The organism is Pseudomonas sp. H1_D05, from assembly GCF_054682705.1.
In genome coordinates this window covers 3821063-3845755 of sequence record NZ_CP162825.1, presented here as the reverse complement: position 1 = coordinate 3845755, position 24693 = coordinate 3821063, and the positions used below count along the sequence as shown (strand labels likewise).

28 protein-coding genes are annotated in these 24693 nt (G+C 59.2%); 11 read left to right on the top strand and 17 right to left on the bottom strand.

Translation table 11 applies throughout. The features are described 5' to 3' along the window. Positions 1-4 precede the first annotated feature (4 nt). From AB4O11_RS17405 to AB4O11_RS17360, 10 genes are all read right to left on the bottom strand, one after another. Positions 5-808 carry a transglutaminase family protein gene (locus AB4O11_RS17405; RefSeq protein WP_007914065.1) on the bottom strand — a complete coding sequence of 268 codons (804 nt, stop codon included), beginning with the start codon at positions 806-808 and terminating at the stop codon, positions 5-7. Continuing rightward, complete coding sequence (locus tag AB4O11_RS17400; RefSeq protein ID WP_016982907.1) at positions 805-1755, bottom strand: alpha-E domain-containing protein; 951 nt, start codon at positions 1753-1755, stop codon at positions 805-807. The genes AB4O11_RS17405 and AB4O11_RS17400 overlap by 4 nt, the downstream gene beginning before the upstream one ends. Positions 1756-1767: 12 nt before the next feature. Continuing rightward, positions 1768-3177: a circularly permuted type 2 ATP-grasp protein gene (locus tag AB4O11_RS17395; protein WP_460127609.1), complete on the bottom strand. Its 1410-nt coding sequence runs from the start codon at positions 3175-3177 to the stop codon at positions 1768-1770. Positions 3178-3664: 487 nt separating this feature from the next. Then, on the bottom strand, positions 3665-4012 hold the full coding sequence (locus AB4O11_RS17390) for a ribonuclease E inhibitor RraB (RefSeq protein WP_093441760.1): 348 nt from the start codon (positions 4010-4012) through the stop codon (positions 3665-3667). A 208-nt stretch (positions 4013-4220) separates the two neighbouring features. Further along, positions 4221-4454, bottom strand: a complete 234-nt coding sequence (locus AB4O11_RS17385; protein ID WP_093441755.1) for a hypothetical protein — start codon at positions 4452-4454, stop codon at positions 4221-4223. A gap of 238 nt (positions 4455-4692) precedes the next feature. Then, positions 4693-5568, bottom strand: a complete 876-nt coding sequence (speE, locus tag AB4O11_RS17380) for a polyamine aminopropyltransferase (RefSeq protein WP_460127607.1) — start codon at positions 5566-5568, stop codon at positions 4693-4695. A 240-nt stretch (positions 5569-5808) separates the two neighbouring features. Then, entirely contained in the window at positions 5809-6000 is a 192-nt protein-coding gene (locus AB4O11_RS17375) for a PLDc N-terminal domain-containing protein (protein WP_007914053.1), read from the bottom strand. Positions 6001-6077: 77 nt separating this feature from the next. After that, positions 6078-6608, bottom strand: a complete 531-nt coding sequence (locus tag AB4O11_RS17370) for a hypothetical protein (RefSeq protein WP_460127605.1) — start codon at positions 6606-6608, stop codon at positions 6078-6080. Between the two features lie 165 nt (positions 6609-6773). Next, a complete protein-coding gene (locus AB4O11_RS17365; RefSeq protein ID WP_095050929.1) occupies positions 6774-7292 on the bottom strand; it encodes an ankyrin repeat domain-containing protein in 519 nt (172 codons plus the stop codon). Positions 7293-7389: 97 nt separating this feature from the next. Further along, on the bottom strand, positions 7390-9228 hold the full coding sequence (locus AB4O11_RS17360; protein WP_460127602.1) for a long-chain-acyl-CoA synthetase: 1839 nt from the start codon (positions 9226-9228) through the stop codon (positions 7390-7392). 390 nt (positions 9229-9618) lie between these two features. Here AB4O11_RS17360 and AB4O11_RS17355 point away from each other — a divergent pair, with 390 nt between their 5' ends. After that, a complete protein-coding gene (locus AB4O11_RS17355) occupies positions 9619-9897 on the top strand; it encodes a DUF3509 domain-containing protein (RefSeq protein WP_008080936.1) in 279 nt (92 codons plus the stop codon). A gap of 183 nt (positions 9898-10080) precedes the next feature. Here the strand turns inward: AB4O11_RS17355 and mtnC are convergent, their stop codons facing one another. From mtnC to aroC, 5 genes are all read right to left on the bottom strand, one after another. Next, positions 10081-10764: an acireductone synthase gene (gene mtnC, locus AB4O11_RS17350; protein ID WP_093441730.1), complete on the bottom strand. Its 684-nt coding sequence runs from the start codon at positions 10762-10764 to the stop codon at positions 10081-10083. Between the two features lie 4 nt (positions 10765-10768). Next, complete coding sequence (locus AB4O11_RS17345) at positions 10769-11314, bottom strand: 1,2-dihydroxy-3-keto-5-methylthiopentene dioxygenase (protein WP_460127600.1); 546 nt, start codon at positions 11312-11314, stop codon at positions 10769-10771. Positions 11315-11408: 94 nt separating this feature from the next. After that, positions 11409-12035 carry a methylthioribulose 1-phosphate dehydratase gene (locus AB4O11_RS17340; protein WP_099758436.1) on the bottom strand — a complete coding sequence of 209 codons (627 nt, stop codon included), beginning with the start codon at positions 12033-12035 and terminating at the stop codon, positions 11409-11411. Further along, positions 12032-13177 (bottom strand): MFS transporter, encoded by a 1146-nt coding sequence (locus AB4O11_RS17335; protein WP_093441720.1) that lies wholly within the window; start codon positions 13175-13177, stop codon positions 12032-12034. Before AB4O11_RS17335 ends, AB4O11_RS17340 begins: the two co-directional genes overlap by 4 nt. A gap of 34 nt (positions 13178-13211) precedes the next feature. Beyond that, positions 13212-14303: a chorismate synthase gene (aroC, locus tag AB4O11_RS17330; protein WP_099758435.1), complete on the bottom strand. Its 1092-nt coding sequence runs from the start codon at positions 14301-14303 to the stop codon at positions 13212-13214. 130 nt (positions 14304-14433) lie between these two features. Here aroC and AB4O11_RS17325 point away from each other — a divergent pair, with 130 nt between their 5' ends. Further along, positions 14434-15387, top strand: coding sequence for an alpha/beta hydrolase (locus AB4O11_RS17325; protein WP_460127598.1), 954 nt, complete (start codon positions 14434-14436; stop codon positions 15385-15387). Positions 15388-15486: 99 nt separating this feature from the next. Then, the gene (locus AB4O11_RS17320) at positions 15487-16278 is read left to right on the top strand and encodes a hypothetical protein (protein WP_093441710.1); all 792 of its coding nucleotides are present in this window, start codon (positions 15487-15489) and stop codon (positions 16276-16278) included. A gap of 137 nt (positions 16279-16415) precedes the next feature. Here the strand turns inward: AB4O11_RS17320 and prmB are convergent, their stop codons facing one another. After that, on the bottom strand, positions 16416-17324 hold the full coding sequence (gene prmB, locus AB4O11_RS17315) for a 50S ribosomal protein L3 N(5)-glutamine methyltransferase (RefSeq protein WP_099758433.1): 909 nt from the start codon (positions 17322-17324) through the stop codon (positions 16416-16418). Positions 17325-17563: 239 nt separating this feature from the next. On the opposite strand from prmB, the gene AB4O11_RS17310 reads away from it, so the two are divergent. From AB4O11_RS17310 to AB4O11_RS17290, 5 genes are all read left to right on the top strand, one after another. Further along, positions 17564-18154, top strand: a complete 591-nt coding sequence (locus AB4O11_RS17310; RefSeq protein WP_007914026.1) for a cysteine hydrolase family protein — start codon at positions 17564-17566, stop codon at positions 18152-18154. Positions 18155-18284: 130 nt separating this feature from the next. Further along, positions 18285-18605, top strand: coding sequence for a hypothetical protein (locus AB4O11_RS17305; protein WP_007914024.1), 321 nt, complete (start codon positions 18285-18287; stop codon positions 18603-18605). 74 nt (positions 18606-18679) lie between these two features. Beyond that, the gene (locus tag AB4O11_RS17300) at positions 18680-19237 is read left to right on the top strand and encodes a Smr/MutS family protein (RefSeq protein WP_038366959.1); all 558 of its coding nucleotides are present in this window, start codon (positions 18680-18682) and stop codon (positions 19235-19237) included. A gap of 77 nt (positions 19238-19314) precedes the next feature. Beyond that, complete coding sequence (gene folE, locus AB4O11_RS17295) at positions 19315-19860, top strand: GTP cyclohydrolase I FolE (RefSeq protein WP_003442011.1); 546 nt, start codon at positions 19315-19317, stop codon at positions 19858-19860. 104 nt (positions 19861-19964) lie between these two features. After that, the gene (locus tag AB4O11_RS17290) at positions 19965-20336 is read left to right on the top strand and encodes a glutathione S-transferase N-terminal domain-containing protein (protein WP_093441696.1); all 372 of its coding nucleotides are present in this window, start codon (positions 19965-19967) and stop codon (positions 20334-20336) included. A 161-nt stretch (positions 20337-20497) separates the two neighbouring features. Here the strand turns inward: AB4O11_RS17290 and AB4O11_RS17285 are convergent, their stop codons facing one another. Beyond that, the gene (locus AB4O11_RS17285; RefSeq protein ID WP_116256627.1) at positions 20498-21664 is read right to left on the bottom strand and encodes an aminotransferase-like domain-containing protein; all 1167 of its coding nucleotides are present in this window, start codon (positions 21662-21664) and stop codon (positions 20498-20500) included. A gap of 82 nt (positions 21665-21746) precedes the next feature. Here AB4O11_RS17285 and AB4O11_RS17280 point away from each other — a divergent pair, with 82 nt between their 5' ends. The 3 genes from AB4O11_RS17280 to AB4O11_RS17270 all read left to right on the top strand — a co-directional run bounded on the left by AB4O11_RS17280 (position 21747) and on the right by AB4O11_RS17270 (position 24554). Next, complete coding sequence (locus tag AB4O11_RS17280) at positions 21747-22193, top strand: MarR family winged helix-turn-helix transcriptional regulator (protein WP_093441687.1); 447 nt, start codon at positions 21747-21749, stop codon at positions 22191-22193. 291 nt (positions 22194-22484) lie between these two features. Beyond that, on the top strand, positions 22485-23834 hold the full coding sequence (locus AB4O11_RS17275) for an NCS2 family permease (RefSeq protein ID WP_007914003.1): 1350 nt from the start codon (positions 22485-22487) through the stop codon (positions 23832-23834). 90 nt (positions 23835-23924) lie between these two features. Then, on the top strand, positions 23925-24554 hold the full coding sequence (locus tag AB4O11_RS17270; protein WP_038366975.1) for a LysE family translocator: 630 nt from the start codon (positions 23925-23927) through the stop codon (positions 24552-24554). The last annotated feature ends 139 nt before the right edge of the window (positions 24555-24693 follow it).

Below are 24693 nucleotides of genomic sequence, written 5' to 3'. Positions count from 1 at the left end.
GCGTTTACTGCTGTTGCACCGAGATGATCGGGGTTGGCGAGACGAACACTTTCGCATGCATCTGCTCACACCCACCGCCACGGCGCATGCCGCGTACCGGGCAGGCATCCAGATAATCCAGACCCACCGCCAGTTTCAGATGACGCTCCGGCCGTGCCAGTTCATTGGTCACATCAAAGCTGTACCAGGCGTCATCCAGCCACGCTTCAGCCCATGCATGGCTGGCTAGATGCTCGCAATCCTCGCTGTACAGATACCCCGACACATAACGCGACGGAATCCCGAGACTGCGTGCGCAAGCCAGAAACGCGTGAGCATGATCCTGGCAAACACCCGCACGCCCGGCGAAGGCCTCAGCGGCGCTGGTATCGACCTCGGTGGACCCCGGCGTGTAGGTCATGTGCTGATTCAAGCCGTGCATCAGATCGATCAGCGCCGTGCGATCACGCCGCTGCTTGCAGGATTTCTCGGCGAACGCGCGTAACGCCTCATCCGCCTCGGTCAAACGGGTAAAGCGCAGGAACGGCAGCGCCGACTGGCTCTCATGCTCGGCCTCGCGCAGTTCGTCGATATCGACCTGCCCGCGCGCACCAATGATGATCGCTTCGTGCGGTTCATCCATGGTCAGCACGTGCAGGATATTGCCGAACGGATCGAGTTGCGCACGCACCGGGCGCGGCAGATCGAGCTGCCAGCTCAACACGTGTTGACGTTCGCTATCGTGTGGGGTCAGTCGCAGGTACTGGATGCTCGCCCGCACCTGATCTTCGTAGTGATAGGTGGTCTCGTGGCTTATGGAAAGTCTCATGCAGCCTCCAGGTAGGAACTGTGAATGGCGTTGCCCAGCTGGCGCACCAGCGGGATGAATTCGGTCAGCCAGGCGTGCAGGCCTTCCTCGAGAATTTCGTTGATGCCGGTGTAGCGCAGGCGCGCGTCCATTTCTGCCGCCAGACGCTGTGCCGGTCGACCGTTGGCACCGGGCAACTGCGCAAGAATCTGATCGATCTCCTCGGTGCAGGCACGCAGTGAACGCGGTACATCGGCGCGCAACAACAGCAACTCGGCAACATGCCGGGCGCCCGGCGCATCGCGGTAGATTTCGGTGTAGGCCTCGAATGACGACAGCGCGCGCAGCAAGGCGCTCCATTGGTAGTAGGCGTGGGCCGTACCATCGCTGACTGCTTCAGCCTGATCGCCCGCCATTTCATAGCGGGCATCGAGCAATCGCAGGGTGTTGTCCGCGCGTTCGATGAACGTACCGAGGCGAATGAAACGAAACGCATCATTACGCATGATCGTGCCGTACGACGCACCACGAAACAGGTGCGAACGCTCCTTGATCCATTCGCAGAAACGGCTCATGCCATAGCGACTGAGGCCCTGTTCGGCGATGCCGCGAATTTCCAGCCACGTCGAATTGATGTTCTCCCACATGTCCGCCGTGATCCGCCCACGCACCGCATGGGCGCTGGCCCGAGCCGCGCCGAGGCAGCTGTAAATGCTCGCCGGGTTAGCCGCATCGAGGGCAAAAAAGTGCAGCAGACGCTCAGCATGCAGCGCGCCATGGCGCTCGAGGTAATCGTCGAGGGTACCGGTGATCAGCAGCGGCATGGCCAATTCGTGCAAACCGTCGCCGCGACCGTCCTGCGGCATCAGCGACAGCGAATAACTGATGTCGAGCATCCGGGCGAGGTTTTCCGCCCGCTCCAGGTAACGCGACATCCAATACAGATCCGAGGCAGTTCTACTTAACATGGCAAGATTCCTTCAATCCTCGACCACCCAGGTGTCCTTGGTTCCGCCACCCTGGGAGGAATTCACCACCAAGGAGCCTTCGCGCAGCGCCACACGGGTCAAACCGCCGGGAACCACCCGGGTTTCGCGCCCGGACAAGACAAACGGACGCAAGTCGATATGGCGCGGCGCGATGCCGTTTTCGACAAAGGTCGGACAGGTCGACAGCGACAGCGTCGGTTGCGCGATGTACGCGCGGGGTTTGGCTTTGATCCGTTCGCGGAAAGCATCGATTTCCGCTTTCGTCGATGCCGGCCCGACCAACATTCCGTAACCGCCTGAGCCTTGGGTTTCCTTGACCACCAGATCTGGAAGATTGGCCAGCACGTGAGAAAGTTCAGACGGGTTGCGGCATTGCCAGGTCGGTACGTTCTTCAAAATCGGCTCTTCGTCGAGGTAGAACCGGATCATGTCAGTAACGAACGGATACACCGATTTGTCGTCCGCTACGCCGGTGCCGATGGCGTTGGCCAGCACCACGTTGCCCGAGCGATAAGAGGACAGCAGCCCCGGCACACCGAGCATCGAGTCGGGGTTGAACGCCAGTGGATCGAGAAACGCGTCGTCGAGCCGACGGTAGATAACGTCCACCGCTTTCGGGCCGTCCGTAGTGCGCATGAAGACTTTGTCGTCGCGAACGAACAGATCCGCGCCCTCGACCAGTTCAACGCCCATTTCCCGCGCCAGGAATGCGTGCTCGAAGAACGCACTGTTGAAGCGCCCCGGCGTCAGCACCACCACGCTCGGGTCATCGATCGGACTTGAGCTTTTCAGGGTGTCGAGCAGCAGGTTCGGGTAGTGATCGATAGGGGCAATACGCTGGGCGGCGAACAGCTCCGGGAACAGGCGCATCATCATCTTGCGGTCTTCGAGCATGTAGCTGACGCCGCTCGGTGTTCGCAGGTTGTCTTCGAGCACGTAATAAGTGCCGTCGCCGTCGCGCACCAGATCGACGCCGGAGATGTGCGAATAGATATCGCGGTGCAGATCCAGGCCTTGCATCGCCAACTGATATTGCTCGTTGGCCAGCACCTGTTCGGCGGGAATGATCCCGGCCTTGATAATGCGCTGCTCGTGATAAAGGTCGGCGAGGAACATGTTCAACGCCTTGACCCGCTGGATGCAGCCGCGCTCAACGATTCGCCATTCACTGGCAGGAATGCTGCGCGGGATGGTGTCGAAAGGAATCAGGCGCTCGGTGCCCTGCTCGTCGCCATAGAGCGTGAACGTGATGCCGGCGCGATGGAACAGCAGATCGGCCTCGCGTCGCCGCTGGGCCAACAGCTCATCCGGCGTATCGGCCAGCCATCGGGCGAACTCCCGATAATGCGGGCGAACCTGGCCGCCGGCATCGTACATCTCATCAAAATAGGTGCGGATCATGCCGTACTCCTTGTCACCCGGACATACAGGCCTTCGCAAGGCCCGTGCCATCGGCATAAACGCTTTGATTTCAATCGGTTGGAAATACACGCCGCAAGCACCGCACCATTCCTGTGCGGCAAATGCCCCAACCGGATTGCCCCCGCTTCATTGCGACGCACTGCATCGCCTATCACCAGCATAGTCAGAGTTGATTTCACTGCCCGGCGCTGCCTGCGGATAATCCGCACATTCGCTGCAAATCTTCACCGGCCCCGGCGCCATGAAGCGGCCAGCTCAACTGATTGGGATCGCCTCGGCGGCCCGCCCCGCTGTAACCCTGACCGGTTTCCTCTCCTTATCGGTCTTCCCTTTTAGCCACCCTCTCCGGTGGCTTTTTTTTGCCTCGGTTTCTTGTTTCAGGGTTTTGCCACAGCGTTTTGCTTATGCCGGAAATGACAACGGCCAACCCGAAGGTCAGCCGTTGCTCAACAAATGAAACCAGAGATCAATTCAAACGGTGGCGGTTGCGCACCTCCTGTTTCACACCCCAGCCTTCGATAATGCCACCCAGAGGTTCAACCACGGCAGAGAATCCCTGCTCGAAGTCGCCGATATCGTCATATGTCGCGTACATCACTTTGCTCAATTCCAGCGCCCACGCACCGTCATCACGCAGGCTGACCTGGGCATTGATGGATTCACCGCGAAATTTGCCTGCCGCCCTGCGCGCCCGCTCCTCGTCCGGGAAAATCGCGTAGAACTCGATGGGATGGAATCGGGAAAAATCGAAACCGCCTTCTTTCATGCGGCGCAGAACATTGCTGCTGATGTCTTCTTGATAGGCTGTGCTCATGAATCGTCCCCCTCGCATAGATGGATAGACTTTCCGTATTCCCGCCCCGGGCCTTTGGCCAAAGTACGACGGCAACGTGGTTGCACGCGGGAACAAGCATGTAGCTGACAAGACCAGACCTTAGCGATCCGTTCGCTGATCTCGCTTGCAGAGTAGCCCCAAGATAGAGCTGCTGCCAAGGCCTGGTTTCAAGAGATGACAGGAACTGTCAGACGGGTGTGATGCTGCGGATTTCGATGCTGTTCTGGGTTTTCAGGTTTTTCACGCCCGCATCGGCGGTGCGCCCCTCCAGATCGTTGAGATCCAGTTCGGCGGCGACGGGCAGAAGCCGTGCCTTGATCAATCGAGCGGCCTCATCGTCGCTGGGGCATTCCGCGCGCTCGAACACCTCATCGACAATTTCACCATGATCGTCCACGAAAGTGACTTTCCACTTTTGCATCGGTGCCTCCTCGATCAAACCCGCAAATGGGCTTACACCTATCTCGACTTTAGACGCAGAGGGTTGGTTCAAAAGGATTACAGCGGGGGAAGATGAAAAAAACGACATCTATCGTGTGGAGCAAACAAATGTGGGAGCGAGCCTGCTCGCGAAAGGGCCTGTCCAGTCGACATATTCTTTGACTGACCTGACGCCTTCGCGAGCAAGCTCGCTCCCACAGGGGAGTTGCAGTGTTCTTTTAGTCGTTGCTTGGCTTGTTGATCGCCTGCAGCACGTATTGCGGCAAGGCGAACGCGCCGATATGGATTTCAGGGTTGTAGTAGCGGGTGACGATGCCGCTGCCGATGAAGCGCTGTTGCAGGGTTTCACGGCTCAGTTTGCGGTACGCCGGATTGGTCGAGCCCCAGGCGAAAGTCATCGAGCCACCGATGTAGGTAGGAACGGCCGCCTGGTAGAAGTGCCAGTCCGGGAACAGGCTGTTGAGGCGACCGGCAGTGGTTTTTACTTCGTCGATCTGCATGAACGGTGTGCCGTTCTGGGTCACGAGGATGCCGCCCTCGTTCAGGCAGCGATGGCAGGCCTGATAGAAGTTCTCCGAGAACAGCACTTCGCCCGGGCCGATCGGGTCGGTGGAATCGGAGATGATCACGTCGAATTTTTCCGTGGTGGTGGCGACGAAACGCATGCCGTCGTCAATCACCAGGTTCAGGCGTGGATCGTCGTAGGCGCCGCTGGAGTGGTTCGGCAGGAACTCTTTGCACATATCGACCACGGTGCCGTCGATCTCGACCATGGTGATGTACTCGACACCGGCGTGCTTGGTCACTTCACGGAGCATGCCGCCGTCACCGCCACCAATGATCAGCACGCGCTTGACGCTGCCGTGGGCGAGGATTGGCACGTGGGTGAGCATTTCGTGGTAGATGAATTCGTCGGCTTCGGTGGTCTGGATCACGCCGTCCAGCGCCATGACCCGGCCCATGCGCGGGTTCTGGAAAATCACCAGGTGCTGGTGTTCGGTGCGCACTTCGTGCAGCAGTTTTTCCATGCGAAAGCGCTGACCGTAGCCCTCGTAGAGGGTTTCCAGGTACTCGCTGGTTTTGGTGACGGTCATGGTCAAGTGCTCCGATGAATGCGCGGGCGCCAATCGTGGGGGCGATTGCCCGGGAAAGGCGCGCATTCTACGTTGCCGAAGATGACAGGTAGAACCTCCCTTCATCAGCAAATCGCAATCCCTTGTAGGAGTGAGCCTGCTCGCGATAGCGGTTTTTCAGTCACTGACTCATTGACTGGAGGATAGCTATCGCGAGCAGGCTCACTCCTACAGGGTATTGCGGTGTTCTCGGGATCAGCGTCAGATCCGCACGTTGCCCCGGGGTCCGGCAATCGCCCAGATGATCAGGCCCAGCACTGGCAGGAGGATGATCAGCAGCACCCAGACGATTTTCATCCCGGTGGTGGCGCCGCTTTTCAGCACATTGATGATGGCCCAGATGTCGAGGGCGAGGATGATCAGACCGATCAGACCGTTGAACGTGGAACCCATGGTGTCGCTCCAGAATAGTGGCATGCACTTTTAGGATAGACGGTCGCGCGCAGGGTTCCCTTTTAATGCTATCTCGCTCAGACGTGCACAGCGATCTTCAGCGCTTCGAGCGATGGCGCAGCGGCGATACCGACTTCGGCGCACAGCTCCAGCACCCGTGGCACGTCGTTGCCGTAGACCAGCACCACCTGCAGTTCGTCGTCGAGCAACTGGCTGAAGTTCATCAGTGTGTAACCGCCGTTTTCCTTGTTCAGGCTGCTCATCTGCACTTGGATGCGGTTAAGGGCGGTAAGTGCTTCGGTCTTGGCCAGTTGCTTGGGCTTGAGGTTGAAATCCACGCCCGGGCCGAACGAGGCAACGATCTGCGCGAACAGGTCAACGTAGGTGTCGGCCTCGAACAGCACGGTTTCCGGCAGGCTGCCGACCACGACCCATTCGCCCAACGCAATCGGGAATGTGTCGTCGTAGTTGATGTCCGGGTTGGCTGCCAGAAAGGCACCCGCATCGGCGTAAGCTTGCGCGGCTTCGTCAGCCACTTTCAGGATCTCGTCCTCGCCCATGCAGCCGGAGCTGATTTTGCTGATGAGTTCGACGAGTGCGGCTTTCATGAGGGCGGATCCTGTGGCGAAGGTGAATTTCGAGGGCGCGGAGGATAGCGCACAAAGCAAAAGATCGCAGCCTCGGCAGCGCCTACGCTCAGCGCTCATCCACGGAATGGCAGGCCAACGCGTTCAATGGAGGAGCTAGCGCAGGCTGCGATCTTTTGAGGCCCGTCAGGCCAGCAGTTTTTCCAACTGAGCGGTGGTATCAACCGCCCCCATCGTGCGGGCCGCATCCAGCGCCGTCACGCCATTGGCGTCCTTGGCTTGCGCATTGGCCCCCTTGCTGATCAGGTAATCAACGATTTCAACGCGGTTGAACATCGCCGCCATCATCAGCGCCGTACGACCATCAAACGACGAGCCTTCAATCTCTGCGCCCGCTTCGACCAGCGCCTTGACCACCGGCAGATCGCCTTTGAACGCGGCGCCGGCAATCGGGCTCTGGCCGTTGCCATTGCGCATTTCCGGGTCGGCCTTGTGTTTAAGCAACACCTGCACCGCATCCAGATGGCCGTAATAGCTGGCCAACATCAACAACGTGTCACCCTTGCTGTTCTTCAGGTTGACTGGCAAACCGGCCGTGACCAGGCGATCAAGCATCTCGGCATCACCGTCGCGCGCCTTGTTGAAAACCTGCTCGGTGAATTCGGCAGCTTCTTCAGGGGTCATCTGGCGGCTTTGGTCGGACATGGGGCAACTCCACTTTCGGTCAATCGGAAAGCCGACAGTTTCCCGAGCGAGGCGCTGGCTGTCACCCCCTTTTTCTCAAGTCGAGCCATAGCCAGATTCAATAACGATGCTTGCCCTGATGAATTTCTGCCAACACTTCATCGGTGACCCGAACGTAAGTCTGCGTGCCGGGCAGCCATGCGAAGATCGGGTCATCCCCCGTCTGGCCGGGGTCGAAGCCTTCGTTCTTGAGTCGGGTTTTCTGGTATTTGAAGGTGCCGGTGGTCTCCATCTTGACCTTCACTCGCAGGAACAATGGCACGGCATAGGCTGGCATGCGCTCCCGGGCAAAAGTCAGCAACTCGGCGAAATCCAGCGTCGCAAGGGATTCCGCTGGCGTGATCGCCGCCATACCGGCGCGGCCGTTGGTATGGCAGATCTCCACGCCATAAGCCACCGCCTCGGAAATCTGCGGGTGTTGCAGCAGAAGATTTTCGACTTCGGTGGTCGAGACGTTTTCGCCCTTCCAGCGATAGGTGTCGCCGAGGCGATCGACAAATTGAGCGTGGCCGAAGCCGATGTTGCGCAGCAGGTCGCCGGTGTTGAAAAAACGATCGCCTTTGCTAAACACGTCCTGCAACACGACCTTGGCGGTTTTCTGTGGATCGGTGTAGCCGTCCAGTGGGGCTTTTTCGTCGATCCGCGCCAACAGTAGACCCTGCTCGCCTTTGCCGACCTTGCGCATGAATCCGTCAGGACTGCGGATTGGCTCACCGCTGTGATGGTCGTAGGCGACCAATTCCCAGGCCATCAGGGAGAAACCGATGGTGTTGTCGAAATTGAGAATGTTAGTGAATCCGATGTTGCCGTCGCTCGCCGCGTACAGCTCACAGATGTGCTCGACGGCGAAACGTGTCTTGAACTCGGCCCAGGCGCCGGGGCGCAAGCCGTTGCCAATCATCTTGCGCACATCGTGACGGCTATCATCGGCGCTGGCCGGTTGATCGACCAGATAACGGCATAGCTCGCCGACGTAACCGATGGTCGTCGCGCGGTAGCGGCGCACGTCGCTCCAGAACTGACTGGCGCTGAACTTGCGGCGGATCGCGAAACCCGAAGCACCGTTCACCGCCGAACCCCAGCACACGCAAAGACCGGTGGCGTGGTACAGCGGCAAGGTGCAATAGACGACGTCGTCAGGGCTCATATTGAGAGCGATCATGCCGAAACTGGCGGAGCTGCGCATCCAGCGACCGTGCTTGAACACCCCGGCCTTGGGCAGGCCGGTGGTGCCGGAGGTATAAATGTAGAAACACGGATCGTCGAAGAAGATCTGCTGGCTGCTCGGCGGATTCTCGCTGGAGGCGTCGGCACTGGCGCTGATCAGATTGACGTACCCGTCGGGCGCGATGCCCGGATGGCTGGAGGTGTCCTGATCGGCGACAAACCAGGTGCGCGGTGCAGTGATCGCTACTTGATCGCGAATCGCCGCATACGCTGCAAGCAGTTCTTCGCCCACAATGATCGCCACCGGCGCCACCAGATTCACGCTGTGGACAAGTGTGTCACGCGTCTGCGAGGTGTTGAGCAGCGCGCTGACCGCGCCGACCTTGGCCAGCGCCAGAATGGTCACCAGCAGTTCCGGGCGGTTTTCGATGAACACTGCGACCACGTCGCCCTTGCCGATGCCCTGCCCGTTCAGATAGTGAGCGATGCGGTTGGCCCACTGGTTGACCTGCGCATAGGTCAGCCGCACATCGCCGTGCAATAACGCCGGCCCCTCGGGATTGCGCAGCGTCGCTTGCTCGAATGTCCAGCCAAGGCCACAGCTTTGGGTCGGATCCGTGACGTTGGCCACCTTCATGCCCTTGACCACCCGCGGGATGGCTTTGGCAATCATCGGCAGTTTGCGGAGCATCATGCCCCAGGTAATCGTGTCGCTTGGCGCGTGACTCATGGAAGCTCCCCGTTCAACCTTGACGTGCAGGTCGATGTTTTTATTTTTCGGGCTTTGACTTGAACCAACCGGCGCATTCGAGCACGGGTCGAGGTCGAAAATACGTCAGCGCTTCTCGGGCTGTACACGCGGTTTTTGCAATGTTTTGTATCCGCTGCTCTTTAGCGAGCGCAGGTGATCTGCGGTTCAGCGATTGGTTCCATCGAATCGATATCGATCCCGCAAAATGCAGGATGCACGATGGCCATTCATGCAGTTTGCACGACCACCTGATTTTTCATTATTTTTATATCATTGATTTATAACGATTTTTTTATTTTAAAATGCTGGCACAATCGCTGCAACCTCCTCTGCATGCTTGCCATTCAAGTGCATACGGAGCTGAAAGACATGAGCCTGATCCAAGAAAAATTTACCTCCCTGTTCTCCAACTTCGACGTCACCACTGCGCCACGTCCCGATGGCGGGATCCTGCTGACCCTGCGCAGCAGCGACGGCAAAGTGTTCAAACGCGCACTGACTTATCAACAACTGCATGCCGGCGACCAACTGTCGTGGGCGATCAGTGCAATTCGTCGTGACCTGGCAGAACAAGCCAGTGAGTTGCCGCAAATTGCCATGCTGCAGAGCCAGCAGCGTTTTGCTCTGCCGACATATCACTCGCTGTAATTTTCAAAGCGCATTAGACAAAACAGGCCGTGGAGCTTCCGCTTCACGGCCTGTTTTTTTATGCCTGACGCATACCCCTGTGGGAGCGAGCTTGCTCGCGAAAGCGGTGTGTCAGAGATAAATTTTTCGTCTGATACTCCACCTTCGCGAGCAAGCTCGCTCCCACAGGGGTTTTTTGTGTGGTCAGAAGGCTTCCGGTTCTATGCCGGTGAACGTGTCGACGGTGATGTGGCTGCCCAACTCCCCGCCTTCGCGGGCCAGGCCGCAGGTTTGCAGGCCAGCCTCTTGCGCGGCGTCGAGTTCTTCAACAACGTCCGAGAGAAACAGGATCTCCCCCGCTTCAACACCGATGGCTTGCTGGATATTGGTGTACGACCGCGCCTCGCGCTTGGGCCCTGAAGTCGTGTCGAAATAACCGCTGAACAACGGCGTCAGATCCCCCGCCTCCGAGCAGCCGAAAATCAGTTTCTGCGCCTGAATCGATCCCGACGAGTACACAAACAGTTGATAACCGGCAGCATGCCAGCGCTGCAGCGCTTCAACGGCATCCGGGTAAACATGCCCCTTCAACTGCCCGGCGTGATAACCCTGCGCCCAGACCATGCCTTGCAAGGCCTTGAGTGGAGTGGCTTTGCGATCTTCCTCAATCCAGCTCAAGAGAATCTCGACAACCCGCTCAACATCAGCCTGCGGCGCATTGCTGTCACGGCGCACAGCTTCGAGTTGTTCGGCCACATCGGCGCGTTCGGCGTTCTGCCGCACGAAATCCGGTAAATGTTTGGCCGCGTACGGAAACAGCACGTCAAACACGAAACTTACCGCGCTGGTGGTGCCTTCGATGTCAGTGACGATGGCTTTGATCGACATCGAATCAGTCCTCCAGACGCGGGAAGCGGCCGGCGATGTCTTCGCCGGTGAAATTGGCAACCCAGCCTTCCGGGTTGTTGAAAAGGCGAATCGCGACAAAGTGCGGATGCTCGCCCATGTCGAACCAGTGCTTGGTGCCGGCCGGTACCGAGATCAGGTCGTTCTTCTCACAAAGCACGGCATAAACGTAATCGTCGATGTGCAGGGTAAACAACCCACGGCCGGCGACGAAAAATCTGACTTCGTCTTCGCCATGACGATGCTCTTCGAGAAACTTGGCGCGCAGCTCGGCTTTTTGCGGGTGATCGCTGTTCAGGCTGATGACGTCGACAGTGATGTAACCGCGCTCGGTCATCAGCTTATCGATCTGCGCTTTATAAGCACTGATCACCTCTTCCTGGGTGGCGCCGGGCTGGATCTTCGCGGCGGCTTGCCAGCGGTCGAAGCACACGCCCTGCTCGGCCAGGGTCGAGGCGATGTCTTCAAAGTGGGTCAGCACCTTGTTCGGAATTTCAGGGCTTGAGACGTGATAGACGGACAGGCTGCTCATTGGGGCAATTCCTCGGTATCGGCCTTGCCGTCCGGTTCTTGCAGACCGGTCGGGCACAGCATTTCATCAGGCAAATGGGCTACTTCTGGTGAAGTCAGCCTTGGCGGTTCATGACGCTGCGGGTTTTCAACTCGCATTCAAACAGAAATTCAAAGGCCTCGATCTGCCGCAGCGCGTCGCTCATCTGCGCGCCCCAGGTGTAGAGGCCGTGGCCGCGAATCAGGTAACCGACACAATCAGGATGGGCGTCGAGCCAAGGCTGCACCTTGGCGGCGAGGCGCGCAATGTCCTGATCGTTGTCGAAAATCGGCACGCGCACCCGCGATTCATGGGTCGAGATGCCGCTGAAGGCTTTTTGCAACTCGTAGTCTTCGAACTCGATAAAGTCCTGCGGAGTCAGGCGCGACAGCACCGTGGCGTTGACCGAATGGGTGTGCAGCACTGCGCCGATCTCCGGCCGCCAGCTATACAGCTGGGTGTGCAGCAGGGTTTCGGCGGACGGCTTTTTGCCCGGCTCCAGGCTAGTGCCGGAGAGGTCGGTGGCGAGCACATCGTCCACACTCAACTGGCCCTTGTGCTTGCCCGAAACGGTCAACAGCGCTTCGCTCGGCGACAGGCGTGTCGAGTAATTGCTGCTGGTGGCCGGCGACCAGCCGCGACCATAAAGAAAGCGCCCGGCATCGACGATTTGCTGGGCGAGTTGTTCACGCGTAAGGCTCATGGCCGGTCCTCTTGCATACGTGTGGCAATGATAACGGCAGCAGCGAGCGCCGCGAGACTGGCAATACTAAAGGTCAATGTCGCGCCGAGGGCATTCCAGCTGTAGCCGGAATACAACGCGCCCATGGCGCCGCCGGTGCCGGCCAGTGCGGCGTACAACGCCTGGCCCTGCCCTTGCTGGCGCGCGCCGAAGCTACGTTGCACGAAAGCGATGGCAGCGGCGTGAAAACTGCCGAAAGTCGCCGCGTGAAGCACCTGCGCAAACAACAGCACCCACAGGAACTCGGCGAACGAACCTAGTAACAACCAGCGCAGCGCTGCCAGCAGAAAACTTGCCATCAGCACCCGGCGCAGGGAAAACCGCGCGAGAATCCGGCTCATTGCCATGAACATCAGCACTTCGGCAACGACACCCACGGCCCAGAGCATGCCGATGGTGCCACGTGTGTAACCGAGTCGTTCAAGGTGCAGGGTCAGAAAGGTGTAATACGGGCCGTGGCTCATTTGCATCAGCGCGACGCAGCCGTAAAACGCCAGCACGCCGGGATTGCGCAGTTGTGTGAGAAAGCCCTCACCGCTCGGCCGATTGCCTTGCGGCGGCTGCGCGTTCGGCACCCACAGACTGCTAAGGACGATGCCGGCCATGATCAACACCAGCGCCGCCGGGTAGATGTCGAGGCTGAGCCATTCGAACAATCGGCCGAGTGCAACCACGGTGATGATGAAACCGATCGAGCCCCATAAGCGGATTTGGCTGTAGCGCGAGGTCTGCCCCTGCAAATGCGCCAGGGTGATGACTTCGAACTGCGGCAGCACCGCGTGCCAGAAGAACGCGTGCAAGGCCATGACCATCGCCAACCAGGCGTAGGTCTTGCTGACGAAGATCAGTGAAAACGTCAGCAGCGTACACACCGCGCCGAAACGCACGATAGCCAGGCGTTTGCCGGTGTAATCACCGAGCCAGCCCCAGATGTTCGGCGCCACACAGCGCATCAGCATCGGGATCGCGACCAGCTCACCGATCCGCGCAGGACTGAAGCCGAGGTGGTCGAAGTACAGCGCCAGAAACGGCGCTGTCGACCCGAGCAAGGCGAAATAGAACAGATAGAAACTGGACAGCCGCCAGTAAGGGAGCGCCGCCACGCCGGTTATGCCGCGACGGCTTTAAGGCCTGCCATCAAAGCTGACCCAGCACCGGCGTGCTCACGCGCACATCGGCATTCTGGCCACGGTGACGCAGCAAGTGATCCATCAGCACAATGGCCATCATCGCTTCGGCAATCGGCGTGGCGCGGATGCCGACGCACGGGTCGTGACGGCCCTTGGTGATGACGTCCACAGGGTTGCCGTGGATATCGATCGAACGGCCCGGGGTGGTGATGCTCGACGTCGGCTTCAAGGCCAGATGCGCAACGATCGGCTGACCGGACGAAATACCACCGAGGATGCCGCCCGCGTTGTTGCTGAGGAAACCTTCCGGGGTCATTTCATCGCGGTGTTCGGTGCCGCGCTGGGCGACCGAGGCAAAACCGGCACCGATTTCCACGCCTTTGACTGCGTTGATGCTCATCAGCGCATGCGCCAGCTCAGCGTCGAGACGGTCGAAAATCGGCTCGCCCAGACCCGGCATCACGCCTTCGGCAACGACGGTGATCTTCGCCCCGACCGAGTCCTGATCGCGGCGCAATTGATCCATGTAGGCTTCCAGCTCCGGGACTTTGTCCGGATCGGGGCTGAAGAAAGCGTTGTCTTCCACCGAATCCCAGGTCTTGAACGGGATTTCGATCGGGCCGAGCTGGCTCATGTAGCCACGAATGACGATGCCTTGGGTGGCCAGGTATTTCTTCGCGATCGCACCGGCCGCTACGCGCATTGCGGTCTCGCGCGCCGAGCTGCGACCACCGCCACGGTAGTCGCGCTCACCGTATTTGTGGTGGTAGGTGTAGTCGGCATGGGCCGGGCGGAACAGATCCTTGATCGCCGAGTAGTCCTTGGACTTCTGGTCGGTGTTGCGGATCAGCAGGCCGATCGAGCAACCGGTGGTGCGCCCTTCGAACACGCCAGAGAGGATTTCGACTTCGTCGGCTTCCTGACGCTGGGTGGTGTGGCGGCTGGTGCCTGGCTTGCGGCGATCGAGGTCGCGCTGCAGGTCTTCGAGGGAGATCTCCAGGCCCGGCGGGCAGCCGTCGACAATGGCGACCAACGCCGGACCATGGCTTTCGCCAGCGGTGGTGACAGTGAACAACTTGCCGTAGGTATTGCCGGACATGCAGGACGCTCCGTGAAATCAAACCCAAATTCGTGATGCGCGCCAGTATACGCAGGCTAACCGAGTAGTTCATCCTCGAACCTTAGTGGTGCTGGCGAGTCCAACCGGCACCTTGGCGAATGATGGCGTGATGATGCTGCGAGTTTTGATCTTGAGTCTTACCCTCTTTACGGGCTTTGCCCAAGCGACGGTCCTACAACGCCCGGTCACTCTGGATACCGGCACCGGCGAACTTTTCGGTTCGCTGCTGCTGCCAAAGTCCGACAATCCGGTGCCGGTTGTCCTGATTATTTCTGGCTCCGGTCCTACGGATCGCGACGGAAACAACCCCGACGGCGGGCGCAACGACAGCCTCAAGCGCCTGGCGTGGGCGCTGGCAAAACACAACATTGCCAGTGTGCGTTACGACAAACGCGGTGTTGCGGCGAGTCTGGCGGCGACGCCGGATGAGCGCAATTTATCGGTGGAGGCCTATGCGGCAGACGCGGTGGCGTGGGGGCAGAAGCTCAAGGCCGATCCGCGTTTCGGCAAATTGATCCTGCTCGGCCACAGTGAAGGCGCGCTGATTGCCAGCCTCGCCGCGCCGAAAGTGGATGCCGCTGCGGTGATTTCCCTGTCCGGCAGCGCGCGCCCGGTCGATCAGGTGATCCGCGAGCAATTGGCTCGCAGCCTCCCACCTCCGTTGATGCTACGCAGCAATGAATTGCTCGACAGCCTCAAGGCCGGCCACACTGACGACAATGTGCCGCAACCGTTGCAGGTGATTTTCCGCCCGAGCGTGCAGCCGTATCTGATTTCGCTGTTCCGTCAGGATCCCGCGAAAGCCTTCGCGCAATTGAAGATGCCGGCGCTGATCGTCCAGGGCAGCAACGACATGCAGGTCGGCGTTGGCGATGCGCAGGCGCTGAAAGCCGCGAAACCCGACGCCGAACTGGCGGTGATCGACGGCATGAACCACGTCATGCGCATCGTCCATAACGATATGAAGCGGCAATTGGCTTCGTACAAGGATCCGAATTTGCCACTGGCGGCGGAACTTGGCGCGAAGATCATCGAGTTTATTGACGGACTTCGCACCCGTTAACGGTTGTTTACCCTCTAGTCCTGCAAAAAACGGCCGATAAGCCTTTGTCGCCAGCGCAACGGCTGGCGACAAGCAGGGCTTGGACAGGATCTCGCCGTTATGACTGATACCCCGACTTCACCCGACACCACCGCTGAAAAAGACGCACCGCCAGCGGTCGAGCTGCCGTGGGCGGATGTCCACGTCGAGCACCACAAGATGCTCCGCCTGGCCCCGCTGCAGACCGACCGCAACACTGGCGGCCGCCCCTTGCGCTTTGTCGAATTCGGCTATGCCGAACGCAACAGCAAAGAAAAAAGCCTGATGCGCATGACGATCAAGCTGCCCGGCCAGCGAGTGCGCAAAGAGCAGAATCAGCTGGACGTGTGGGTTGATCACACGACCAAACGTGTGCACTTCGGCCCCGACAGTGGCTTGCAGATCGAACCAATGAACCGTGGCATCGGCCGTTACATGGCCGCGCAAGGCATCAATTGGGCGAAAAAGCGCTGGCCGACCTACACCGTTGACGGCATGGACTTGAACAACAAGGACGCGCTGAACGAAGACACCCGCCTGCGTCGCGATCATTTCCTGCGGGTGCATGGTTTTGATGTGGTGTACGCCGATGCCCAGCACTTGAAGGGCAGCGTCAAGGATGTGTTGGTCGGCGATTTGCTCGGCGACTGGAACAGCGAGAAGCTGCAGATCGTCGAGATTCTTGAAGCGGCACAGATGCTTCAGCAGGCCGAACAGAATCTGGCCGAGCAGGAAGTGAAGCTGAAGAAACAGGAAGAGAAGGTCAGCAAGTTCAAGCGTGAAGACGCCGGGCTGCGTTTCACCATCACCTGTCTGGTGGCGTTTGCGGTGTTTCAGGCGGGGTTGTTGATCTGGATTGCCACGCATCGCTGATGGCTTGAGACCGCAGTGCGGCGATTCGCGAGCAGGCTCGCTCCCACAGGATTTGTGTCGTACACCGAACCTGTGGGAGCGAGCTTGCTCGCGAAGCTTTTGATCGTTCCCACGCTCCGCGTCGGAATGCAGCCCGATTAGACGCGGGAAGCGAACAGCGCCTGATGATCGCGGCACTGCTCCGCCGTCAGCATGAACACACCATGCCCGCCGCGCTCGAATTCGAGCCAGGCGAAATCAACTTCCGGGTACAACGCGTCAACGTGTACCTGGCTGTTGCCCACCTCGACAATCAACAACCCCTTCTCGGTCAGGTGATCCGCCGCTTCAGCGAGCATGCGTCGCACCAGGTTCAACCCATCATCACCGCAAGCCAGACCCAGCTCCGGTTCATGCTGATATTCGTCCGGCATGTCGGCGAAATCCTCCGCATCAACGTAAGGCGGGTTCGACACGATCAGGTCGAAACGCTGGCCCGGCAAGCCATCAAACCCATCGCCCTGCACGGTATAGACGCGCTCATCGACGCCATGGCGCTCGATGTTCTGGTTGGCCACTTCCAGCGCTTCGAACGACAGATCGGCCAGCACCACTTCGGCGTTCTGAAACTCGTAGGCGCAGGCGATACCGATGCAACCAGAACCGGTGCACAGGTCGAGAATCCGCGCAGGTTCATTGCCGATCCACGGGGCGAAACGGTTTTCGATCAGTTCGCCGATGGGCGAGCGCGGGATCAACACGCGCTCATCGACGATGAACGACATGCCGCAGAACCATGCCTCACCCAACAGGTAAGCGGTGGGAATGCGTTCTTCGATACGGCGCTTGAGCAGGCGTTGCAGGTTAACCAACTCGTCGTCTTCCAGCGCGCAATCGAGGTAGCTGTCGGCGATTTCCCACGGCAGGTGCAACGCGCCGAGTACGAGTTGCCGGGCTTCGTCCCAGGCATTGTCGGTGCCATGGCCGAAAAACAGATCCTCCCCATGGAAGCGGCTGACGGCCCAACGAATGTGGTCGCGCAGGGTACGAAGTCGGGAAGTGATCACGGGGCAGAACTCCAGAAAAAACGACTGGCGATTCTAGCAGCCAAAACGCGCGACGACGACGCAGGAAAAACATCGCACCGACGGTAGGAGTTTTCTGTTTTTTGCATCGGCTATTGAACAGAACGTGTAACTTGACAAGGCTGCAGGCCAATAACGACGGTGCCTACGATGGTAGCGATTCACAGAACCGCTCAGCCAGAGGACAATGTCGCAAAAGCCCCACCCCAAGGAGCCCCAGAATGTCCGTTCCAAAAACGATGTTTCAACTCAGCGGTCGCGGTTACGCAGCGGCCACACTGAGCCATGCCACCGTGGTCATCATCGATGCCCAGAAAGAATATCTCAGTGGCCCGCTGGCCCTGAGCGGCATGGACGCGGCCGTCGCAAACATCAAGCAAGTGGTTGCCGCAGCCCGTGCAGCCGGTCGGCCGATCGTGCACGTGCGTCACCTCGGCACCGTCGGCGGCCTGTTCGACCCGCAGGGCGAACGCGGCGAATTCATCCCCGGCCTCGAGCCACAGGGCGATGAAACCATTATCGGCAAACTGCTGCCGAGCGCGTTCCACGGCACCGAGTTGCTGGACCGTTTGCAAAACCTTGGCTCACTGGACCTGATCGTCTGCGGTTTCATGAGCCACTCCAGTGTCAGCACCACCGTACGTGCGGCGAAGAATCTGGGTTTCCGCTGCACCCTGGTCGAAGACGCCTGCGCCACCCGCGACCTGCCGTTCAAGGGCCGCGTGCTCAGCGCCGCTGTGGTACAGGAAGCCGAAATGGCGATCATGGCGGACAACTTCGCCACCCTCGCGCTGACGCAAGACCTGATCTGATCGACCCTGATGAGCGGCTCACGGCGCCGCTCATCCGCAAAATCCTCTCATTTGCCGCAAATGCCATAGCCTCAGGAACAACCCGGTCAACTCCCGGTCGAAGGGCCGATACCCATTGAGGAAGGTCGGAATGAAGTTATCCGATGGATTTGACGCACGCCGCTTGCGGCCCAAAGGCCAAAGCAACTGGCGTTTTCGATTCGGCGCGGCGATTGCCGCCATTCTGGCGACGTTCGGTGTGCTGCTGGCGATGGCCGGGGCCGCCAGCCTGCTCGGGCGCCCGCCAGCGCTCGGTGATTTGAATGCCACGCCGATGGGTTCGGCGATCATTCTGGCTGTCGGCTTGCTGTTTCTGTATTTCGGCGTGGCGCTGTGGCGTCGTTGCCGGCGTCGCGCCCGGCAATCGCGGGAACTGAACATGTCCCCGCACCTGATGAAAAAACACGACTGAATCACCGGCCTGGCTTTTTGCCGGGCCGTTTTGTTTCGACTTGGGTAAACTGGCCGCCCTTCGCGGAGGCTGACATGCAAGACGACGATTTTTCCCTGTTCAAAAGTGCGATCCAAGGCGTCAAGCCGATCAAGCACGACCGCGCCGACACCGGCAAACCCAAGGCTGACCGCGCACAGATCGCCAAGCTGCGCCAGTCCGCCACCGTGCGCACCGACACCGCTACCGTGGATGGCCTGTCCGACCAGTTCGTGATCGATGTCGGCCCGGAAGACGAGTTGATGTGGTCCCGTGACGGCGTGCAGGAAAGTCAGATGCGCAAGCTCAAGGTCGGCCAGATCCCGTTCGAAGGCAGCCTCGACCTGCACGGCATGAGCGTGGAAAAGGCCCGCGAAACCCTCTGGGCCTTTCTTGCCGAAGCGACTAAATTCGAAATCCGCTGCGTCCGCGTCACCCACGGCAAGGCTGTGCGCTTGGACGGCAAGCGGCCAATGATCAAAAGCCACGTCAACACCTGGTTGCGCCAGCATGCCCAAGTGCTGGGTTTCTGCTCGTGTCAGGCGAAACACGGCGGTGCCGGCGCGGTTTACGTGATGCTCAAACGCACCATGATGGAAGGTCGCGACGAATAATCCCGTTACACCGAACTTGCAGGGTTGTGTCCGCCACCGTACCCTTGCCCTTTGCGAAAATCCCCACAGGTAGTTTCATGTCCCTGGAACAGAATTACACCGCGATTCTCGGCCAATTGGGCGAGGACGTGTCCCGCGAGGGCCTGCTCGACACGCCAAAGCGTGCCGCCAAAGCCATGCAGTACCTCTGCCGCGGTTATGAACAGACGCTCGAAGAGGTCACCAACGGTGCCCTGTTCAGCTCCGACAACAGCGAAATGGTGCTGGTCAAGGACATCGAGTTGTACTCGTTGTGCGAACACCACCTGCTGCCGTTCATCGGCAAGGCGCATGTTGCGTACATCCCGAGCGGCAAAGTGCTGGGCCTGTCGAAGGTCGCGCGGATCGTCGACATGTACGCCCGTCGCCTGCAGATCCAGGAAAACCTCAGCCGCCAGATCGCCGATGCAGTGATGCAAGTCACCGGCGCGCTGGGCGTAGCCGTGGTGATCGAGGCCAAGCACATGTGCATGATGATGCGCGGTGTCGAGAAGCAGAATTCGTCGATGATCACTTCGGTGATGCTCGGTGAGTTCCGCGAAAACGCAGCGACCCGCAGCGAATTCCTCAGCCTCATCAAGTAATTCGTTGCCCGAAGAAAACCGGCATTCATCGCCGGTTTTTTTTCGTCCGTGAAAAATCGGGTAAGCTGCGCGCCTTTCTCAATTTGCACCGTGAGGCTTTAAACGTGTTCGTCAAAGCGCTTCGTGTCGGCCTCGGCCAACTGGTTATCTTCATCGACTTCATCACCCGCCCGGGCAAGAAACAGCGTCCTGCCGAAACTCAGGCCCAGGTCAATGCCGCCGCGCAAGGCCTGACCCTGTATCAGTTCCATGCCTGCCCGTTCTGCGTGAAAACCCGCCGCACGCTGCGTCGCCTGAATGTGCCGGTGGCGCTGAAGGATGCGAAGAACAACGAACAGGATCGTCAGACGCTGCTGGATCAGGGCGGCCGGATCAAGGTGCCTTGCCTGCGCATTGAAGAGAATGGCCAGACAACCTGGATGTATGAGTCCAAGGTGATTATTGATTATCTGGATAAGCGGTTTGCGGCGGTCTGATGATTATGTGGTGGGTTGATTGACGCTTTCGCGAGCAGGCTCGCTCCCACCCTTTGGAATGCATTTCCACTGTGGGAGCGAGCCTGCTCGCGAAGTGGCCCTCTCAGCCACCGCAAATCCCGGACAAAAATAAACCGGCCCTCGAGCCGGTTTATTTGTTTTCAGGCCGCTTTCTCTAGCAGCGCCTGGCGCACCACCGCCGCCAATCGCTTGAGCCCTTCATCCAGTCGTGCCGGATCGATGTGGCTGAAGTTCAAGCGCAAATGCCCAAGGTTGTTATCCGGATCCGGAAAGAACGGCTCCCCCGGCATAAACGCCACGTCATTGGCCAACGCCTCATTGAGCAACGTTCGCGTATCCAGCGGCTGCTTCAACGTCAGCCAGAAAAACAGCCCGCCCTGCGGCATGTTCCAGTCGGCCAGATCAGCAAAGTGCGTTTCCAGCGCCGCCTGGAAGGCATCGCGCCGTTGCCGATAGAAGCCGCGCAACTCGCTCAGATGCTGCTGATACTTGTCGCTGCCGATCCATTGCAGGGCCTGCCACTGACCGATGCGGTTGGTATGCAGATCTGCCGATTGCTTGAGTTTGAGCAGATGCGGGAACAGGTCCGGGCTGGCGATCAAGTAACCGACGCGTAAACCGGGCAACAAGGTTTTCGACACGGTGCCGGTGTAGATCCAGCTCGCCTTCTGCAGACGCCCGGCAATCGGCTTGGCGCTGCCGCCATCGAAAGTCAGCTCGCGGTAGGGTTCGTCCTCGATCAGGGTGACGCCGAATTCGTCGAGCAATGCCGCTACGGCTGCACGCTTGGCTTCGCTGTAACGCACGGCGGACGGATTCTGGAACGTCGGTATCAGGTAGATGAACGCTGGCCGGTGCTGTTCGAGACGACTGCGCAATTGCGCCAGATTCGGGCCGTCGGCTTCTTGCGGCACGGTCAGGCAATCGGCGCCGAACAGCTGGAAAATCTGCAATGCAGCGAGATAGGTCGGCGCTTCAAGCAGAATTTCCGTGCCCTTGTCGATGTACAGCTTGGCCGCCAGATCGAGGGTTTGCTGCGAGCCGCTGACCACCAGTACCTGACTTGCGGTGCACTCCAGGCCCAGCGCCCTCGCCTCCGCTGCCAAGGCTTCGCGCAATGCCGGTTCGCCTTCGCTCATGCCGTATTGGCCGAGCGACAGCGGCATGTCAGCCCACTCGACCTTCGGCAGCATCGCTTCGGCCGGCAAGCCACCAGCGAACGACATGACCTCCGGACGCTGGGCGGCGGCAAGGATTTCACGGATCAAAGAACTTTTAAGGCGCGCGACACGTTCGGAAAAAGCCATGGAAGTCACCGGTAGCGAGGCATGGGAAAAATGAGTCAAACTGGTTGACTGAAATTACGACAGCTTGAGCGAGTACGTCAATATGCTTGACCTTAAAAACCCCGCGAGCCAACAACAGGCGATGGAAGCGTTTTTCTTCGGCTATCAAGCCTTCACCGCCAAGGCTGATGAAATGCTCGAGCGCCGCGGGCTGTCGCGGGTACATCAGCGAATTGTGTTTTTCATCGCTCGATACCCGAATTTGAGCGTGAAGGAATTGCTGGGATTGCTTGGCGTGAGCAAGCAGGCCTTGAACATGCCGTTGCGGCAGTTACAGGAAATGCATCTGGTCGACAGCGTGGCGTCCGAGGCCGACAAGCGAAAGCGTCTGCTGGAATTGACGGCCGAAGGCGCGAAGTTTGAACAGGCGCTGCGGCGTGAGCAGGTGAAATTACTGGAGCGAGTGTTTGCCGAGGCTGGCGAGGCGGCGGTGAATGGCTGGTTGGCGGTGAATATGGCACTGGGGAAAAGTCAGACGGCTCTCGATTGAATGGGACTGCCTCTTCGCGGGCAAGCTCGCTCCCACAGGGGAACGCATTCCAAACGTGGGAGCGAGCCTGCTCGCAAAGGGGCCAGTGCAGGCGATATATCGCTATCGACGGAACTTTCGTAAACAAAACCAAAAACAATATTTGCTTTATTTGTACACAAAAGCATAATCCACAGCGTGCGAGTTCCTGACCGCATGGTCAACAAATTCGCGTATGCCTCAAAGGGCCGCTGCCACCCCTCATGGGTCCGGCCCTGGAAATAACAATAAAACTCTTGAGGAGTACTCGCTGTGGAAAGCCGCAAATCCGAAGCATCGACGCTGGACCTCTCGCCGCCATTACGCAGTGGCTTGCTGGAACGTCTGTTTAAACTCAGCTTGCATGGCACCACGGTGAAGACCGAGCTGATTGCCGGTCTGACAACCTTCATCACCATGGCTTACATCATCTTCGTCAACCCGAACATCATGGCCGATGCCGGGATCGATCACGGTGCAGCCTTCGTCGCCACCTGTATCGCCGCCGCGCTGGGCTGCCTGTTGATGGGGCTGTACGCCAACTGGCCAGTGGGGCTGGCACCGGGCATGGGCCTCAACGCGTTCTTCACTTACACCGTGGTCGGCACCATGGGCTACAACTGGGAAACTGCACTGGGTGCGGTGTTCGTCTCCGGTGTGCTGTTCATGATCCTGACTTTCTCGCGGATTCGCGAGTGGCTGCTGAACAGCATTCCAGTCAGCCTGCGCTTTGCGATGGGTGCCGGCGTCGGTCTGTTCCTTGGCCTGATCGGCCTGAAAACCGCGGGTATCGTCGTCGACAGCCCGGCCACACTGATCAAACTCGGCTCCCTGCGCGAACCTGGCCCACTGCTCGCGGCCATCTGCTTTCTGATGATCGCGATCCTCAGCTACCACCGAGTTTTCGGCGCAATCCTCATCAGCATCATCACCGTGACCCTGGCCGGTTGGGGCCTGGGCATCGTGCACTACGAAGGGATCATGTCGACCCCGCCAAGTCTGGCTCCGACCTTCATGGCCATGAACGTCGCCGGCGTGTTTAACGTCAGCATGATCAGCGTGGTACTGGCCTTTCTCTTTGTGCACATGTTCGACACCGCTGGCACGCTGATGGGCGTCGCCCAGCGCGCCAACCTGGTGAATGCTGACGGCCGTATCGAAAACCTCTCCCGCGCGATGAAAGCCGACAGTGCGTCCAGCGTCTTCGGCGCTGTGGTCGGTGTTCCGCCAGTCACCAGTTATGTAGAAAGTGCCGCTGGTGTAGCCGCTGGTGGTCGGACTGGTCTTACCGCAGTCACCGTAGGTGTGCTATTTATAGCGGCGATGTTCTTCGCACCGCTGGCCGGCATGATTCCCGCTTACGCCACCGCCGGTGCACTGATCTATGTGGCGATGCTGATGATGGGCGGCATGGCCCACATCGAATGGGACGAAGCCACTGACGCCATCCCGGCCATCGTCACCGCGATCATGATGCCACTGACCTTTTCGGTCGCCGACGGCATCGCGCTGGGCTTCATCACCTACGTGGCGTTGAAGGCCGGTACCGGCAAGTACAAGGAAATTTCCGTGAGCCTGTGGGTGCTCTGCGCGATCTTCATCGCCAAGTTCATCTTCTTGTAAGCGTCACGCGGTTCAAGCTTCAACACAGCCTCACCCAATCGGGTGGGGCTTTTGCACATTCTTGAGTACAACAAAAAAAGGAGGAAAGTGATGAGTCTGGAAACCTGGCTGCTGTTCAGCGGCGCTGCATTGGTGGTGATCCTGATTCCGGGGCCACTGTCGTTGTTGATGATCAGCAACAGTCTGAATTATGGGTTGCGCCGTTCTTATCCGGCATTTCTCGGTGGCGTATTCGCCTCTATCTGCCTGCTCAGTGCTTCGGCGTTGGGGCTGGGTGCCTTGTTGCTGGCATCGGAGCAACTGTTCAGCGCCCTGAAAATCGTCGGCGGACTCTATCTGTTCTATCTGGCCTGGCAGAGCTGGCAGCAATCGCGCCAGCCATCGGTCGGCGCCGTCGTGCCACAAGCTGCCGCCGTTCCACGGTTTCGCGCGTTGTTCGGGCGCGCCTTTGTACTGGGCGCCAGCAACCCGAAAGACATCCTGTTCTTCGCCGCTTTCCTACCGCAATTCCTCAGCGCCGAACAGCCCTTCCTGCCGCAGTTGCTGGTGATGATCGCCACCTGGACCCTGCTGGATCTGCTGTGCAAGCTGGCCTACGGACTCGGAGCCCACGGCGCAGCGCGTTACTTGCGCAGTGGCAAAGGACAGAGCTGGTTCAACCGGATCAGTGCCGGCTTGTTCGGAGGCGCCGGCGCAGCATCGTTGCTCAGCAGTCACTGAGACATTTGGATCACAAACTTTTTATTTATCTGTAGCCATCCCTGACTTGAAAAACTCAAGTCAGGGATGGCATTCGCAGCGACCGCTCGTGTTGCTCGCGACATCTCCCCGCCGCCACAACTGCATCCCTCAAGCGCAA

Excerpts from the sequence above, each read along its gene's own strand:
- AB4O11_RS17405 (WP_007914065.1), bottom strand. The coding sequence starts at position 808 with ATGAGACTTTCCATAAGCCACGAGACCACCTATCACTACGAAGATCAG.
- AB4O11_RS17400 (WP_016982907.1), bottom strand. The coding sequence starts at position 1,755 with ATGTTAAGTAGAACTGCCTCGGATCTGTATTGGATGTCGCGTTACCTG.
- AB4O11_RS17395 (WP_460127609.1), bottom strand. The coding sequence starts at position 3,177 with ATGATCCGCACCTATTTTGATGAGATGTACGATGCCGGCGGCCAGGTT.
- AB4O11_RS17390 (WP_093441760.1), bottom strand. The coding sequence starts at position 4,012 with ATGAGCACAGCCTATCAAGAAGACATCAGCAGCAATGTTCTGCGCCGC.
- AB4O11_RS17385 (WP_093441755.1), bottom strand. The coding sequence starts at position 4,454 with ATGCAAAAGTGGAAAGTCACTTTCGTGGACGATCATGGTGAAATTGTC.
- speE (WP_460127607.1), bottom strand. The coding sequence starts at position 5,568 with ATGACCGTCACCAAAACCAGCGAGTACCTGGAAACCCTCTACGAGGGC.
- AB4O11_RS17375 (WP_007914053.1), bottom strand. The coding sequence starts at position 6,000 with ATGGGTTCCACGTTCAACGGTCTGATCGGTCTGATCATCCTCGCCCTC.
- AB4O11_RS17370 (WP_460127605.1), bottom strand. The coding sequence starts at position 6,608 with ATGAAAGCCGCACTCGTCGAACTCATCAGCAAAATCAGCTCCGGCTGC.
- AB4O11_RS17365 (WP_095050929.1), bottom strand. The coding sequence starts at position 7,292 with ATGTCCGACCAAAGCCGCCAGATGACCCCTGAAGAAGCTGCCGAATTC.
- AB4O11_RS17360 (WP_460127602.1), bottom strand. The coding sequence starts at position 9,228 with ATGAGTCACGCGCCAAGCGACACGATTACCTGGGGCATGATGCTCCGC.
- AB4O11_RS17355 (WP_008080936.1), top strand. The coding sequence starts at position 9,619 with ATGAGCCTGATCCAAGAAAAATTTACCTCCCTGTTCTCCAACTTCGAC.
- mtnC (WP_093441730.1), bottom strand. The coding sequence starts at position 10,764 with ATGTCGATCAAAGCCATCGTCACTGACATCGAAGGCACCACCAGCGCG.
- AB4O11_RS17345 (WP_460127600.1), bottom strand. The coding sequence starts at position 11,314 with ATGAGCAGCCTGTCCGTCTATCACGTCTCAAGCCCTGAAATTCCGAAC.
- AB4O11_RS17340 (WP_099758436.1), bottom strand. The coding sequence starts at position 12,035 with ATGAGCCTTACGCGTGAACAACTCGCCCAGCAAATCGTCGATGCCGGG.
- aroC (WP_099758435.1), bottom strand. The coding sequence starts at position 14,303 with ATGTCCGGCAATACCTACGGCAAGTTGTTCACTGTCACCACCGCTGGC.
- AB4O11_RS17325 (WP_460127598.1), top strand. The coding sequence starts at position 14,434 with ATGATGCTGCGAGTTTTGATCTTGAGTCTTACCCTCTTTACGGGCTTT.
- AB4O11_RS17320 (WP_093441710.1), top strand. The coding sequence starts at position 15,487 with ATGACTGATACCCCGACTTCACCCGACACCACCGCTGAAAAAGACGCA.
- AB4O11_RS17310 (WP_007914026.1), top strand. The coding sequence starts at position 17,564 with ATGTCCGTTCCAAAAACGATGTTTCAACTCAGCGGTCGCGGTTACGCA.
- AB4O11_RS17305 (WP_007914024.1), top strand. The coding sequence starts at position 18,285 with ATGAAGTTATCCGATGGATTTGACGCACGCCGCTTGCGGCCCAAAGGC.
- AB4O11_RS17300 (WP_038366959.1), top strand. The coding sequence starts at position 18,680 with ATGCAAGACGACGATTTTTCCCTGTTCAAAAGTGCGATCCAAGGCGTC.
- folE (WP_003442011.1), top strand. The coding sequence starts at position 19,315 with ATGTCCCTGGAACAGAATTACACCGCGATTCTCGGCCAATTGGGCGAG.
- AB4O11_RS17285 (WP_116256627.1), bottom strand. The coding sequence starts at position 21,664 with ATGGCTTTTTCCGAACGTGTCGCGCGCCTTAAAAGTTCTTTGATCCGT.
- AB4O11_RS17280 (WP_093441687.1), top strand. The coding sequence starts at position 21,747 with ATGCTTGACCTTAAAAACCCCGCGAGCCAACAACAGGCGATGGAAGCG.
- AB4O11_RS17270 (WP_038366975.1), top strand. The coding sequence starts at position 23,925 with ATGAGTCTGGAAACCTGGCTGCTGTTCAGCGGCGCTGCATTGGTGGTG.